We start from the raw sequence: 13964 nt of genomic DNA on the forward strand, positions 1-13964 counted from the left end.
GCTGCTCCTCACGGGGTACGAGTCGCTTTGACGGTGCCAATTCCTAGAGACCAACGCAAGCGCTGCGGGCATGTTTATGCCGTAAAGCTGCACAAAAATGCAGTCGGCGTTCAGGCAAGCGTCACCGCGGCAAGCGAGTTGCGTTTCGCCTCGACAATGCGCACGGGTAAAATGTCGCCGATCTGCGCGCTGCATTGATCCACATGGACCGCGTGCAGATATTCGGATTTTCCCACCATCTGACCCTCGAAACGGCCCGGCTTTTCAATCAGAACGCTGACGTCACGCCCGACCATGGACTGCTGGATATCCTGCTGCTGGCGCGTGATCAGCGCTTGTATGCGCTGCAACCGCTCATCCGCTTCGACGGGGTCGACCTGCGCGCGCTCCGCGGCGGGCGTGCCGGGCCGTGTGGAATATTTGAACGAATAGGCATAGCCGTAATTTACCGCCTCGATCAGATCGAGCGTGGCTTGAAAATCCGCTTCTGTTTCTTCGGGAAAGCCGACGATAAAATCCCCGGAGAGCAGGATATCAGGCCGTCCGACGCGAATACGTTCGATCAGGCGCAGATAGCTGTCGGCCGTGTGCTTGCGGTTCATGCGCTTGAGGATCCGATCAGACCCCGATTGCACCGGCAGATGCAGATAGGGCATCAGTTTCGGGCAATCGCGGTGCGCCTCGATCAGATCATCCTGCATGTCGTTGGGGTGCGAGGTGGTAAAGCGGATGCGTTCCAACCCGTCGATGTCATTGAGCGCCCAGATCAATTGCGCCAGCGTCTTTTCGTTACCGTCCGCACCCGCGCCGTGATAGGCGTTTACATTCTGCCCCAGCAGGGTGATTTCGCGCACGCCACGCTCCACCAGATCGCGGGCCTCGTCCAGCACGCGCGTGACAGGGCGGCTGACCTCAGCACCCCGCGTGTAAGGCACCACACAAAAGGCGCAGAATTTGTCGCAGCCTTCCTGCACGGTCAAAAACGCTGACGGGGCGCGCCGCGCTTTGGGGCGCGCCTTGAGCTCTTCGAATTTGTCCTCGGGTGGAAAGTCGGTGTCGAGCGCCTTGTGGCCCTCGCGCAGGCGCGCTTCCATCTGTGGCAAGCGGTGGTAGGACTGCGGCCCCACAACCAGATCCACCGCCGGCTGGCGGCGCATGATCTCTTCCCCTTCGGCCTGTGCGACGCATCCCGCGACGCCAAGCTTCAGATCAGGGTTATCGGCCTTGAGCGATTTTAGACGGCCTAGTTCGGAGTAAACCTTTTCCGCCGCCTTTTCGCGGATGTGGCAGGTGTTGAGCAGGATCATATCCGCGTCTTCTGCGGTTTTCGTCTCAACATACCCTTCCGCGACCAGAGCCTCGGACATGCGTTCGCTGTCATAGACATTCATCTGGCAGCCGTATGTCTTAATGAAAAGCTTCTTGGGCGCTGTCATGGCAGGAATCCGATCAAAGGGAAGTTGCGCGGCTGAATATCAGTCTCCGGGAAGGCTTGCAATGCAACTAGCGCCTACGGCCAACGCACGCAGGCCCGCCATTGCATGCGTAAACGCACACGTCATCGCCGTGGTTGTGCCGCGTCAGGATTTTCGGCGCAGACGGATCACCACGTCCACAGAGGCGATCTCCGCCCCCTCGGGTGCATCGGGCAGTTGTGCAATCACCAGATCCTCAGACGGGGCATCGGTCAGGGTTGCGTCATCTTCCCAATAGAAATGCGGATGATCATGCGTATTCGTATCAAAGTAGCTTTTTGATCCGTCCACGGTAACTTCCTGCACCAGACCCACATCGCAAAAGGCCCGCAAGGTGTTGTAGACAGTCGCCAGAGACACCGCTTCGCCCTGCGCCTTGGCCGCGTCAAACAGGCTTTCGGCGGTCACATGGCGGTCCTGCCCATCGCCGATCAGCAATGCGGCCAATGTCACGCGCTGCCGCGTCGGACGCAGCCCGGCGGATGCCAGCCATTGTGCCCCGGTGTCATGTTGCGCGTCAGTCATGGATGCCTCTTGCTACGTTCCTCATTAATATAAAGGACTTTGCGAATGGTTTTCAATTGGAAAGACCCCCACGCTTGTGTGGAAAACAGCTTGTGTTGCATGGAATCATGCCGCACCCGCGCCCTTGCAGGACCCGCAAACACGATGCTAGAGGGGTTCGACCTTTAAAGACGCCGATCAGGAGACGCGCCAGTATGGCCCAATACCCCACCAGTTTCGACAAAGAAGGCCTGCTAAAGTGCGCCCGCGGCGAGCTTTTCGGCCCCGGCAACGCACAACTGCCCGAGCCCCCCATGCTGATGATGGATCGCATCACCGAGATTTCGGACGATGCGGGCGCGAACGGAAAAGGACATGTTGTCGCAGAGTTTGATATCAACCCCGATCTGTGGTTTTTCGACTGCCACTTTCCCGGCAACCCAATCATGCCCGGGTGCCTTGGCCTTGACGGGCTTTGGCAACTGACCGGTTTCAATCTGGGCTGGCGCGGTTGGCAGGGGCGCGGTTATGCGCTTGGCGTGGGTGAGGTGAAACTCACCGGGATGGTGCGCCCGGATCGCAAGATGCTGACCTATTACGTGGATTTCACCAAGGCGATCCAGTCCCGGCGCTTGACAATGGGCGTGGCCAATGGCCGTGTGGAGGCAGATGGGGAAACCATCTATCGGGTTACAGATATGAAGGTCGCGCTCTCCGAGAGTTGAGGCAGCGCCGCGAGAAATAAAGGAGTGCGCCATGCGCCGTGTCGTCGTGACAGGTCTGGGCATCGTCTCATCCATCGGAAACAACGCCGACGAAGTTCTGGCCGCGCTCAAGGCCGGCACCAGTGGCATCACCGCAAGCCCTGAGATGAGCGAACACGGCTTTCGCAGCCAGATCGCGGGGACGCTGAAGATTGATGTGACCGAACATATCGACAAGCGCGCGCTGCGCTTCATGGGGCCGGGTGCGGCTTATGCCTATATCGCCATGGGGCAAGCCATCGCCGACGCGGGACTGGACGAGAACACGATCAGCAACCCGCGTACCGGCCTTGTTGCGGGCTCTGGTGGGCCATCGACCTCAGCGATGCTGACCGCCCATGAGGTGGTAAAGAAAACCGGCGCGACCAAGCGGATCGGCCCCTTTGCGGTGCCAAAGTGCATGTCCTCCACGGTCAGCGCTAACCTCGCGACCGCCTACAAGATCAAGGGCATCAACTATTCGATCACCTCCGCCTGCTCGACCTCGCTTCATTGTATCGGCAACGCAGCGGAGCAGATCATGCTCGGCAAGCAGGATGTCATGTTCGCAGGCGGCGGCGAGGAACTCGACTGGACGCTGTCGTGCCTTTTCGACGCCATGGGCGCGATGAGCAGCAAGTATAACGACACGCCGGAACAGGCCAGCCGCGCTTTTGACGCCAACCGCGACGGGTTTGTGATTTCAGGCGGTGGCGGCATCGTGGTGCTGGAAGATCTGGACCACGCCCTGGCACGAGGTGCGACGATCTACGGAGAAGTTACGGGATACGCAGCCACATCTGACGGGCACGACATGGTCGCCCCTTCTGGTGAAGGTGGCGAACGCGCAATGCGTCTGGCGCTGAGCACCCTGCCCGAGGGGCGCAAGGTCGGTTATATCAACGCGCATGGCACATCCACGCCCGTGGGTGACGTGGGCGAGATCGAGGCGGTGCGCCGTGTCTTTGGCACAGGCACCACGCCACCGGTCAGTTCAACCAAGTCCCTGACGGGTCACGCACAGGGCGCCGCCGGCGCGTTGGAGGCCATCTTCAGCCTGCTGATGCTCAAACATGACTTCATGGCAAAATCCGTCAATGTGGAGACACTGGATCCCGCGCTGACGCCTTCGGAGATCGTGCTGGAACGTGTCGATAACGCGGGCCTTGATTCCGTCATGACAAATTCATTTGGGTTTGGCGGCACCAACGGGTCAATGATCCTGTCGAAATATCTGGGGTAGGAGAGCATCATGTCAGGTCTTTTAGCAGGAAAACGCGGGCTGGTCATGGGAGTTGCCAACGAGCGTTCGATCGCATGGGGCATCGCACGGTCGATGGCGGCCGCCGGTGCGGAACTGGCGTTCACCTATCAGGGGGAAGCTTTCGGCTCGCGCCTTGCCCCGCTCGCGGCTTCTGTCGGGTCGGACTTCATGGTCGATGTGGATGTCACCGACGACGCGTCCCTGGACAACGCCTTCCGACAACTGTCGGCGCGTTGGCCGACGATGGATTTTCTGGTGCATGCCATCGCGTTTTCGGACAAATCCGAACTGACAGGGCGGTTCCTCAACACCAGTCGCGAGAACTTCAAGCAGACGATGGACATCAGCGCCTATTCGTTTCTGGAGGTGGCGCGTCGCGCGCATCCCATGATGGTTGAAAATGGTGGCACGCTGATGACGCTGACCTATCAGGGCAGCAATACCGTCGTGCCGAATTACAATGTGATGGGTGTAGCAAAAGCCGCGTTGGAAAGTGCGACCCGCTATCTTGCGAACGACCTTGGCCCGGAGGGCATCCGCGTGAATGCAATCTCTCCCGGTCCGATGAAAACGCTCGCCGGGGCGGCCATCGGCGGGGCGCGCAAAACCTATAAACACACCGACCAAAACGCCCCTCTGCGCTCAAACGCGACGCTGGATGCGGTCGGCGGCACAGCGGTCTATCTCGCGTCAGATGCAGGAGCCTGCACCACCGGCGAAATCATACATGTCGACGGGGGGTATCATATCCTCGGGATGCCGCAGGGCGAGAACCTGTAATCCGGGCACAATCTCTTACTGCCCTTCGCCGTCAAAGCGCAGGGCGCTTCGCCTGCGCCCGACCGGCAATACATGCGTAAAGGGCGGTCGCTGGCAGCGCCGTTCAATGCGCGTCCTCGCATCAAGACGCCTGACGAAATACCTGACACTGCAAGTATCACGTAACGCATTGAAGTGTTTGGGTTTCGATAGCGATGGATGGTTCAGGATTTTGACATGACGCTTCAAGGCCCGTTTGCGCATTTCCTGTCGGTGACCGGCGGCGACGCAGATGGGTGCGCGGCCGACGCGGGCGCGTCGCTGATCGGCTGATCAGTTGCGTTTTTCGTGTCTTGCGACCCCGCTTGCGTGCGCGTTTCCAGATCACTCAAGCGGTCTGTTTCCCACGCCTCTATCGCCTCGGCAACGGAGGTGCGCGGAGACGTGGCCGCCACATCTGCCCTGCCTTCGGCCATCAGCGCAACCTTGTAGATCACGAAAACAGCAACAATCGTCAAAACACACCCGCCCGCCCAAGCCGCAACGAAAGCGAACAACCAACCAGCACCGCTCAGCTTTAACGTCACCAGCAGGCCGAGCGTCAGGACAATATCCAGAAAAATGACCTGCAGCACATTTAACGCAGGGGCGTCGCGCGTTCGGGAGGTTTCGTAATTCATCTGAATCTCTCCTTCCGGAACGCAGAATGGACCGAGTGAGCGCAATCACGCCGCGGTTAGGAGAGTAGAATCACCTCGTATTTCGTTCAAGTAACTCCAGAATTCGTAATTAACGCGTTGTTAGCACGATGGCGTCACGCCGCGTCTATGCGCATCACCTCGATATCGAACGTCAGATCCTCACCGGCGAGCGGGTGATTGGCATCCAGTGTCACCGTTGCCTCGTCGACAGCGACCACACGCACCGGCATTGACTGGCCATCCGGCGTCTGCATCTCCAGTGTCGTCCCGATATCCAGCGGTAAATCCGGCGGGATGCCCTCACGCGGGACGGCCTGTCGCATCTCGGCGTTCGAGGGGCCATAGGCCTGATCACAGGCGATCTCGACCTTCTTCTTGTCGCCCACGCTCATGCCCGGCAAAGCCACGTCAAGTCCCGGAATAATCTGACCGGACCCGACGACGAACTCCAGGGGCGCGCGCCCGTCCGAGCTGTCAAACGTGGTTCCATCCTCCAGCGTGCCTGTATAGTGAATAGCGACTGTATCGCCTGTCTTGACGTGGGTCATGTCGTCTCCCGTTTTTGCGAGGGGTGTGTGGCGAAGGCCGCGTATCTGCGCAGGTTCTTCCGTTTCACGACCACATTGAACAGGTCCGCCGGATCAGTAAACCCGAAAACGCGCCCTTTTCGCCCTTTTACAATGCAACGGCCCGTGACACTCTGGCCCCGACAGCAGGAAAGGAATGTGCAAATGGCCATTAAGACATGCGTTTTTGATGCCTATGGTACGCTTTTCGATGTTGCGGCGGCGGCACGGCAGGCGGCCTGCGAACCCGATTTCAACCATATTTCCGACAGCTGGCCCGTTCTGGCGGAAAACTGGCGGCAGAAACAACTGCAATACACCTGGCTGCGCGCTGTTGTCGGGGCGCATGATGACTTTTGGACCATCACCCAGGAAGGGCTGGATTGGGCCCTGGAAAAATCCGGGCATGCGCAGGACGCGGCCTTGCGCGAACGCCTGTTGGCGCTTTACTGGGAACTTCAGAGCTATCCCGAAGTGCCGATGATGCTGGCGAGGCTGAAAGAGGCGGGGCTGAACACGGCAATCCTGTCCAACGGATCGCCCGACATGCTTGCCGGTGCGGTTCAGTCGGCGGGTATTGACGCATACCTTGATGATGTTTTGTCGGTTGAAAGCGTGGCCGTTTTCAAACCGGATGCGCGGGTCTATGATCTGGTGCTCAAGAGGTTCGGCGGCGACCTCGGTGACGTTCTGTTTGTCTCGTCCAACGGCTGGGATGCCGCATGCGCCACAGGCTACGGGTTTCAAACCGCATGGGTCAATCGCGCGAGTGACCCGGTGGACAGGTTGCCATGGCGCCCAGAACATGTGTTGAATGATTTGCGGAAAATCCCCGAAATTGCAGGAATATAATGCCACATTTCACAACCTCAGACGGGCTTTCCCTCTATTACACAGACGAAGGCGACGGTTTGCCGATCCTTTGTCTGTCGGGGCTGACGCGCACGTCAAAAGACTTCTCTTACGTGACACCCCACCTCAGTGGCGCGCGGTTGATCAAACTTGATTACCGTGGGCGGGGCAATTCGGACTGGGACAAGAACTGGGAGAACTACAACCTGATCGTTGAAGCCCGCGACGTCATTGAATTGCTCGATCATCTGGCGCTGGATCGCGTGGCGATCCTTGGCACGTCGCGCGGCGGGTTGCTGGCCATGGGTCTGGCCTTTGGCGCCAAGGAACGGCTTCTGGGCGCAGCCCTCAATGACATCGGGCCGGTGATTGAACCCAAAGGGTTGGAGAACATCATGGGTTATATTGGCCGCGCGCCCAAAGCGTCCAGCCACCTGACTGCAGCACGCCTGCTGGAACAGAACATGACCGGGTTTTCGGACGTCCCTTTGACCCGCTGGATGGAAGAGGCGATCAAACACTACACCCGCAGCCGCAATGGCTTGGACATCACCTATGACCCCAAACTACGCGATGCCGTGGAATTGCAAGGCGCACAGGCCGCCCCCGACCTCTGGCCCTATTTCGACGCATTGTCCGATTTGCCTCTGGCGTGCATTCGCGGTGAAAACTCCGATCTGTTTTCGCATGAGACCCTGAAGGAGATGAAAAAACGTCGCCCGGACATGATTTCAGCCACGGTGATCGGGCGGGGGCATGTGCCGTTTCTTGATGAACCGGAATCGGTGGCCGCACTGCAAACATGGGTTGAGGCGCTCAAGTGAACATCGACGCAATCCGGGCCGCTGAACAAAGGTTGAAAGGCCATGTGCGGCGCACGCCCCTGCTGTGTTCACCCAACCTCGATGCGATCGCAGGGTGCCGCGTTTTCGTCAAGGCTGAGTGTTTGCAGCATACTGGCAGCTTTAAGTACCGCGGCGCGCTGTCTGCGATTTCGGCCCTTGATGCTGATGCACGCAAGCGGGGCATCATCGCCTTTTCCAGCGGCAATCACGCGCAGGGCATCGCCCTTGCCGCCCGCCAGTTTGACGCCCCTGCGGTGATCATCATGCCGCAGGATGCGCCAAGCACGAAAATTGAAAATACGCGGACGCTCGGGGCGGAAATCGTCTTGTATGACCGGGTTGGGGGCGAAGATCGCGACGCCATTGGCGCTGAGTTATCAGCAAAGCGCAATCTCACCCTGATCAAGCCGTTTGACAATGCGCAAGTCATCGCAGGTCAGGGCACCGCCGGGCTGGAAATCGCAGCACAGGCGCAAGCGCGGGGCATCGACGACGCCGACGTGATCGTGTGCTGCGGCGGCGGTGGGTTCGCCTCCGGCATCGCACTGGCGCTTGAGGCGGACGCACCGGGATTTCGCGTGCGCCCGGCTGAACCCGCCGGTTTCGATGACATGGCGCGCTCCCTCAAAGCGGGCGCGCGGTTGCACAACGCGCAAACCTCCGGCAGCCTGTGTGACGCCATTATCACGCCCACGCCGGGCGTTTTGACCTTCCCCATCTTGCAGCGTCTGGCAGGTCCGGGACTTGTGGTGAGCGATGAGGAGGCCCTGCACGCCATGGCGCTGGCCTTTGCGCACCTCAAGGTCGTGGCCGAACCCGGCGGGGCGGTTGCGCTGGCATCGGCCCTGTTCCACACCTCTGAAATTGACGCAGACACGGTGATCGTTACCATCTCAGGCGGCAATGTGGATGCGGATGTTTTTCAAATGGCCTTGAAGCGATGCGGGGATAGCGCGTGATCTGGCAGTGTTTTTCAGCCCGGAATGTGAGGGAACGCGCATGAAAATGGCACAGCTTGGTGATATCGCGGTGCATTACCGTGTGGATGGGCCTGAGGATGGGCCGCCGGTCGTCTTTGCCAATTCGCTGGGCACGGATATGCGCCTGTGGGATCCCGTTCTGCCCTTTTTGCCAAGCGGTTTGCGCATCATCCGCTATGACAAACGCGGCCATGGGCTGACGAGTTGCCCGCCGGGTCGGTATGCGATGGGCGCGCTTGTCAAGGACGCGGAAAATCTGCTGGATCATTTGCAGGTCAGGAATTGCGTCTTTGTGGGGCTGTCGATTGGCGGCATGATCGCGCAGGGGCTTGCGGTCAAACGGCTCGACCTGATCCGCGCCATGGTCCTGTCCAACACGGCGGCGAAAATCGGGACGCCCGCCCTATGGGACGCGCGGATCGCGGATGTTGAAAGCGGGGGCATCGAAAAGCTGGCCGATGCGGTAATGGAGCGGTGGTTTTCGGCCGCTTTTCGCACTCGCGCTGAACTTGCGCTTTGGCGCAACATGCTGACGCGGCAGGAAGACAACGGCTACATCGGCTGTTCAGCCGCCATTTCCGGAACCGATTTTTACACGCCCACCAGCGGGCTGCGTCTGCCGACGCTGGGCATTGCCGGCTCCGAAGATGGCTCAACGCCCCCCGATCTCGTGCGCGAGACGACAGACCTGATCCCGGGCAGTCAGTTCCACCTGATCCGGAACGCGGGGCACTTGCCTTGCGTCGAACAGCCAGAGGAATACGCGCGCGTTCTGACCGGTTTCTTGCAGCAGGTTGGTCATATTGCGGGGCCGGATGGCTGATATCCTGCTGATCCACGGGTCTTGTCACGGGGCGTGGTGCTGGGACAAATTGATCCCCTGTCTCAACGCCAAGGGGCACATGGCGCGCGCCATCGACCTGCCAAGCCACGGCGCAGATGACACGCCCGTGCAAACGGTTACCCTTGATTGCTATGCCCAAGCCATCGTTGAAAACTGCCACGAACAGACGACGCTGGTGGGCCATTCCATGGGCGGCTACGCAATATCTGCGGCGGCAGAGCGCGTTCCGGAACAGATCGCACAGCTGATCTATCTTTGTGCCTATGTCCCGCAAAACGGCATGACCCTTGCCCAGATGCGCAAGAAAGCGCCGCGCCAGCCTCTTCTGCCCGCTGTTCGCATGGCACCAGATGGGCTGAGCTTTACAATCGACCCTGAGATGGCCCCCGACATCTTTTATCACGACTGTGCCCCGGGCGACGTTGAATTTGCCCTGACCCGGCTCTGCCCGCAGGCGGTTGCACCGACGAATGCGCCTTTGGCTGATATGTCGGCTGTTGAAAAACTGCCCCGAAGCTACATCCGCTGTATGGATGATCGCACTGTCCCGCCCGAGTTTCAGGTCACCATGACCCAAGACTGGCCTGCGCAGAGACTGCACCAGATGGATTGCGGCCATTCCCCGTTTTTCTCAGACCCCGAAACCCTCGCCACCCATATTGATCAGGCGATCCGAGGATAACCGATGGCCGCAAGCGTTTTTGACAGCCCGCTTTACAGCAAACTCTTTCCGGTCGGTGAGACGGGCCGGCTGTTTTCAGACTCCGCCGCGATCCGTGCAATGCTGCTGGTGGAAGGCGCATTGGCCAAGGCGCAGGGCAAATTGGGCATCATCCCCGAAACAAGCGCCGCCGCCATTCACCGCGCCACCCTTGAAATTCAGATCGACCCCGGCGCGCTGGCCACATCCACAGGGCAGAACGGCGTCTGCGTCCCCGGTCTGGTGGACGCCTTTCGCGCCGAGATGAACGCACCCGAACATGCGCAATTCGTTCATTGGGGGGCCACATCGCAGGACATCATCGACACAGCACTGATGCTGCGGCTGCGTCAGGCCCTCGCGCTGGCCGAAAGTGACCTCAGCGAGTTGTTGTCGCGTCTGGCCGCTGCGGCAGAAGAACATGCAACAACCCCCATGGCCGCGCGCACATATGGGCAGGTTGCGACACCGACAACATGGGGCGCGGTTGTGGCGCAATGGGGCATGCCCCTCGCGGATGCGCTGGATGCTTTGCCGCATCTGCGTCAATCGAGTCTCTTCGTCTCGCTCTCAGGCGCGTCCGGGACATCCGCCGCACTGGGCGCACAGGCCCCTGATCTGCGCCGCGCGCTGGCGGCGGGGCTGGGGCTGCAGGATCCTGAAAGGTCGTGGCACACAGACCGCACGCCCCTGTTGCGGATCAGCGATTGGCTGGGACATGTGGCAACCATACTTGGCAGTATGGGCAGCAGCCTGAACGGGCTTGCCGCCAGCGGGATTGACGAGGTCGCGTTTGACAGACGCGGGGCTTCCTCCACCATGCCGCAAAAGCAAAACCCGATTGCGGCCACTGGGCTTGTGGCGCTTTCCAACCAATCATGCGCTTTGCGCGCTGGCATGACATCCGCCGCGCAGCACCGGCACCAACGCGACGGCACCGCATGGTTCAGCGAATGGATGCTCTTGCCACAGATCGTCCTGACGACCGCATCAGCGTTGCAGATCGCCACCGGGCTGGCGGGCGAAGTGCAGCCAAACGTAGCACAGATGCAGGCGGGGTTGGAAACCGGCAACGGGCTGATCCACGCCGAAGCGCTGAGTTTCGCGCTTAGCCAGGACATGCCGAGGCCGCAGGCACAGGCGGCGACCAAAGCGCTCTGTGCCCAAGCAGTGGCTGAAGGCGCGTCCCTGCCCGATCTTGCACGCGCGGCCTACCCCCACCTGCCGCAGACCTTATTTCAGGCCGGGCATCAGCTTGGTCAGGCCCCGGAAGAGGCGCGGGCCTTTGCCGCGCGCATCATGAGCATGGCCAAGTGAAACCCGCCGTCGTTTTCATCCTGATGACCATGATGATTGATGCGATGGGCATCGGGCTGATCATCCCCGTCATGCCCGACCTGTTCCAGGAGGTGGGCGCGGGCGATCTGGGCACCGCAGCGCTCTGGGGCGGGATATTGGCCACGGCATTTGCGGTCATGCAGTTCTTCTTTGGGCCCGTGATCGGCGGTCTGTCAGATCGCTTTGGGCGCAGGCCAATCCTGCTGGTATCACTGTTTGTGATGATGCTGGATTACCTCGTCATGGCGCTGGCAGGCAGCATCTGGCTGTTGCTGATCGGGCGCATGATCGGCGGGGTCACGGCTGCGACACAGGCAACGGCCAATGCCTATATGGCGGACATTTCGGCCCCGCAGGACCGGGCCGCGAACTTCGGCCTGATCGGTGCGGCTTTCGGTGTCGGCTTCGTGCTTGGCCCCCTGATTGGCGGCCTGCTGGCTGAATTCGGAACCCGCGCCCCGTTTTATGCCGCTGCCGCCTGCGCCGGGTTGAATGCGATCTTCGGCTATTTCGTGCTCAAGGAAACGCTGCCCGCCAGCAAACGGCGCCCTTTCGAGTGGCGGCGCGCCAACCCTTTCGGCAGTTTTCGCCACCTCAGCAAACTGCATGCGCTGGGGCCGTTCCTGATCGTATTTTTTCTCTATCAGGTGGCATTCGCCGTTTACCCCGCCATCTGGTCCTTCTTTGGCAAGGAACGGTTCGGTTGGGAACCTGCGACCATCGGGCTGAGCCTTGCGCTGTTCGGCATCATGATGGCCATCGTGCAGGGCGGTCTGATCCGCCCCGTGATGCGTCTGCTGGGCGCGCGTGGCACGGTCGTTTATGGCCATATTTTTGACATCTGTGTATTTCTGGCCCTCGCCTTTGTCACCAGTGGCACCATCGCCCTGATCCTGACACCGCTCGCAGCCCTCGCCGCTGTGATCACCCCAGCCCTGCAAGGCATCATGTCCAAATCCGTCGGACCCGACGCGCAGGGCGAGTTGCAAGGCGCGCTCACCTCGCTCAGCGCACTTGCGATGATCCTGTCACCACTGGTCATGACGGGCACTTTCGCAGCCTTCACCGGCCCGGATGCGCCCATTTACGCGCCGGGCGCGCCTTTCATCCTGTCGGCTGGATTGATCGTCATCGGTCTGACCATTTTCATCACACGCGGGCGCGCCGCATCGTTTTCCTGACGGCACCAGTTGGCTTTCGTCGCGTTCGGGCTTGCGCATGACCCGGCATTTAGTAACGCTGGCCAGACAGAAACAGGAAGCACCGGGGAGATCACCAGATCATGCAAAAAGTAAGAGCCGCCGTGTGCCATGAGTTCGCAGCGCCGCTGGTGGTCGAGGACATCTTGCTGCGCCCCCCGGAACGTAGCGAGGTCGAGGTCACCCTTGACGCCGTCGCGATTTGTCACTCCGACATTTCATTCGCGCAAGGCGCTTGGGGGGGATCGCTGCCGGCCGTCTATGGACATGAAGCCGCCGGGCGCGTCACAACCCTCGGCGCGGGTGTTACCGGTCTGAACACGGGCGACAGCGTCGTTGTCACCCTGATCCGCGCCTGTGGCACCTGCGGTAGCTGCGCGGGCGGCAAACCGACGCTCTGCGACACGCCCTATGACGGGGACGCCGGGCCAATCACAACCGCCGACGGGGGCAGGCTGCATCAGGCGATGGCCACCGGTGGTTTCGCGGAAAAGGTCGTGGTTGCGCAAAATCAGGTGGTCCGCATTGACCCTGCTGTGCCCAAGGACGCGGCCAGCCTGATCGCTTGTGGCGTCATCACAGGTGTGGGGGCCGTGGTGAACGCGGCGAACCTGCGCGCCGGGCAGGACGTCGTTGTAATCGGTGCCGGAGGTGTCGGATTGAACGCGATACAAGGGGCGCGGATCGCAGGCGCGCGCCGCATCGTAGCCATCGACATGAGCGAGGAAAAGCTGGAAACAGCCAAGGATTTCGGCGCGACACACGGCGTTCTGGGCACAACGGACAAACCGTGGCGCGCGGCATTTGAGGCCTTGGGCGGGCGCGGTGCGGACGCGGTCATCGTTACCGTCGGTGCAATCCCCGCCTATGATCAGGCACCGCGCTACCTTGCCGCTGGCGGCAAGATCGTGATGGTCGGGATGCCCCATTCCGGTGCCAAATCCAGCTATGAACCGGTCGTTCTGGCCGCATTGGGACAGGGCATGGTCGGCTCGAAGATGGGCGATGTGGTGATCCAGCGGGACATCCCCTGGATGGTCGACCTCTACCTGCAGGGACGCCTGAAACTGGATGAGCTGATCTCCGGGCGCTGGTCCTTGGATCAGATCAACGAGGCGATTGCAGATACCAAGACAGGTGCCGCGCGACGCAATGTGATCGTGTTCGACACCTAGCGGGTCAAGCCAAGAGGGA

At 60.7% G+C, this 13964-nt stretch carries 15 protein-coding genes; 11 read left to right on the top strand and 4 right to left on the bottom strand.

The annotated features are described in order from the left end of the window. Positions 1–110 precede the first annotated feature (110 nt). Both miaB and irrA read right to left on the bottom strand, forming a co-directional pair. On the bottom strand, positions 111–1436 hold the full coding sequence (miaB, locus tag RD1_RS17955; RefSeq protein ID WP_011569989.1) for a tRNA (N6-isopentenyl adenosine(37)-C2)-methylthiotransferase MiaB: 1326 nt from the start codon (positions 1434–1436) through the stop codon (positions 111–113). A gap of 144 nt (positions 1437–1580) precedes the next feature. After that, positions 1581–2000: an iron response transcriptional regulator IrrA gene (gene irrA, locus RD1_RS17960; RefSeq protein ID WP_011569990.1), complete on the bottom strand. Its 420-nt coding sequence runs from the start codon at positions 1998–2000 to the stop codon at positions 1581–1583. 194 nt (positions 2001–2194) lie between these two features. Between irrA and fabA the strand changes: the two genes are divergently transcribed. From fabA to RD1_RS17975, 3 genes are read left to right on the top strand one after another with little or no spacing between them, the layout of a single operon-like run. Then, the gene (gene fabA, locus RD1_RS17965; protein WP_011569991.1) at positions 2195–2704 is read left to right on the top strand and encodes a bifunctional 3-hydroxydecanoyl-ACP dehydratase/trans-2-decenoyl-ACP isomerase; all 510 of its coding nucleotides are present in this window, start codon (positions 2195–2197) and stop codon (positions 2702–2704) included. A 31-nt stretch (positions 2705–2735) separates the two neighbouring features. Further along, a complete protein-coding gene (gene fabB, locus RD1_RS17970; protein ID WP_011569992.1) occupies positions 2736–3965 on the top strand; it encodes a beta-ketoacyl-ACP synthase I in 1230 nt (409 codons plus the stop codon). A 9-nt stretch (positions 3966–3974) separates the two neighbouring features. Beyond that, positions 3975–4766 (top strand): enoyl-ACP reductase FabI, encoded by a 792-nt coding sequence (locus tag RD1_RS17975; RefSeq protein ID WP_011569993.1) that lies wholly within the window; start codon positions 3975–3977, stop codon positions 4764–4766. Between the two features lie 224 nt (positions 4767–4990). On the opposite strand, the gene RD1_RS17980 is transcribed toward RD1_RS17975, so the two are convergent. Then, a complete protein-coding gene (locus RD1_RS17980; protein ID WP_011569995.1) occupies positions 4991–5425 on the bottom strand; it encodes a hypothetical protein in 435 nt (144 codons plus the stop codon). Positions 5426–5559: 134 nt separating this feature from the next. Next, positions 5560–5994 (bottom strand): FKBP-type peptidyl-prolyl cis-trans isomerase, encoded by a 435-nt coding sequence (locus RD1_RS17985; RefSeq protein ID WP_011569996.1) that lies wholly within the window; start codon positions 5992–5994, stop codon positions 5560–5562. 183 nt (positions 5995–6177) lie between these two features. On the opposite strand from RD1_RS17985, the gene RD1_RS17990 reads away from it, so the two are divergent. The 8 genes from RD1_RS17990 (at position 6178) to RD1_RS18025 (ending at position 13945) form a co-directional block, all read left to right on the top strand. Then, entirely contained in the window at positions 6178–6864 is a 687-nt protein-coding gene (locus tag RD1_RS17990) for a haloacid dehalogenase type II (protein WP_011569997.1), read from the top strand. After that, positions 6864–7688: an alpha/beta fold hydrolase gene (locus RD1_RS17995; RefSeq protein ID WP_011569998.1), complete on the top strand. Its 825-nt coding sequence runs from the start codon at positions 6864–6866 to the stop codon at positions 7686–7688. Before RD1_RS17990 ends, RD1_RS17995 begins: the two co-directional genes overlap by 1 nt. Next, positions 7685–8668: a threonine ammonia-lyase gene (locus tag RD1_RS18000; protein ID WP_011569999.1), complete on the top strand. Its 984-nt coding sequence runs from the start codon at positions 7685–7687 to the stop codon at positions 8666–8668. The genes RD1_RS17995 and RD1_RS18000 overlap by 4 nt, the downstream gene beginning before the upstream one ends. A gap of 40 nt (positions 8669–8708) precedes the next feature. Continuing rightward, on the top strand, positions 8709–9512 hold the full coding sequence (gene pcaD / locus RD1_RS18005) for a 3-oxoadipate enol-lactonase (RefSeq protein ID WP_011570000.1): 804 nt from the start codon (positions 8709–8711) through the stop codon (positions 9510–9512). Then, positions 9505–10215 carry an alpha/beta fold hydrolase gene (locus RD1_RS18010; RefSeq protein ID WP_011570001.1) on the top strand — a complete coding sequence of 237 codons (711 nt, stop codon included), beginning with the start codon at positions 9505–9507 and terminating at the stop codon, positions 10213–10215. The genes pcaD and RD1_RS18010 overlap by 8 nt, the downstream gene beginning before the upstream one ends. Positions 10216–10218: 3 nt before the next feature. Then, positions 10219–11550 carry a lyase family protein gene (locus RD1_RS18015; protein WP_011570002.1) on the top strand — a complete coding sequence of 444 codons (1332 nt, stop codon included), beginning with the start codon at positions 10219–10221 and terminating at the stop codon, positions 11548–11550. Then, a complete protein-coding gene (locus tag RD1_RS18020; protein WP_011570003.1) occupies positions 11547–12752 on the top strand; it encodes a TCR/Tet family MFS transporter in 1206 nt (401 codons plus the stop codon). Before RD1_RS18015 ends, RD1_RS18020 begins: the two co-directional genes overlap by 4 nt. 101 nt (positions 12753–12853) lie before the next feature. Then, positions 12854–13945, top strand: coding sequence for a Zn-dependent alcohol dehydrogenase (locus RD1_RS18025; protein ID WP_011570004.1), 1092 nt, complete (start codon positions 12854–12856; stop codon positions 13943–13945). Positions 13946–13964: the final 19 nt, after the last annotated feature.

Source organism: Roseobacter denitrificans OCh 114 (assembly GCF_000014045.1).
GTDB classification, from domain to species: Bacteria; Pseudomonadota; Alphaproteobacteria; order Rhodobacterales; family Rhodobacteraceae; genus Roseobacter; species Roseobacter denitrificans.

Coding starts and splice junctions, on each gene's coding strand:
- miaB (WP_011569989.1), bottom strand. CDS start 1,436: ATGACAGCGCCCAAGAAGCTTTTCATTAAGACATACGGCTGCCAGATG.
- irrA (WP_011569990.1), bottom strand. CDS start 2,000: ATGACTGACGCGCAACATGACACCGGGGCACAATGGCTGGCATCCGCC.
- fabA (WP_011569991.1), top strand. CDS start 2,195: ATGGCCCAATACCCCACCAGTTTCGACAAAGAAGGCCTGCTAAAGTGC.
- fabB (WP_011569992.1), top strand. CDS start 2,736: ATGCGCCGTGTCGTCGTGACAGGTCTGGGCATCGTCTCATCCATCGGA.
- RD1_RS17975 (WP_011569993.1), top strand. CDS start 3,975: ATGTCAGGTCTTTTAGCAGGAAAACGCGGGCTGGTCATGGGAGTTGCC.
- RD1_RS17980 (WP_011569995.1), bottom strand. CDS start 5,425: ATGAATTACGAAACCTCCCGAACGCGCGACGCCCCTGCGTTAAATGTG.
- RD1_RS17985 (WP_011569996.1), bottom strand. CDS start 5,994: ATGACCCACGTCAAGACAGGCGATACAGTCGCTATTCACTATACAGGC.
- RD1_RS17990 (WP_011569997.1), top strand. CDS start 6,178: ATGGCCATTAAGACATGCGTTTTTGATGCCTATGGTACGCTTTTCGAT.
- RD1_RS17995 (WP_011569998.1), top strand. CDS start 6,864: ATGCCACATTTCACAACCTCAGACGGGCTTTCCCTCTATTACACAGAC.
- pcaD (WP_011570000.1), top strand. CDS start 8,709: ATGAAAATGGCACAGCTTGGTGATATCGCGGTGCATTACCGTGTGGAT.
- RD1_RS18010 (WP_011570001.1), top strand. CDS start 9,505: ATGGCTGATATCCTGCTGATCCACGGGTCTTGTCACGGGGCGTGGTGC.
- RD1_RS18015 (WP_011570002.1), top strand. CDS start 10,219: ATGGCCGCAAGCGTTTTTGACAGCCCGCTTTACAGCAAACTCTTTCCG.
- RD1_RS18025 (WP_011570004.1), top strand. CDS start 12,854: ATGCAAAAAGTAAGAGCCGCCGTGTGCCATGAGTTCGCAGCGCCGCTG.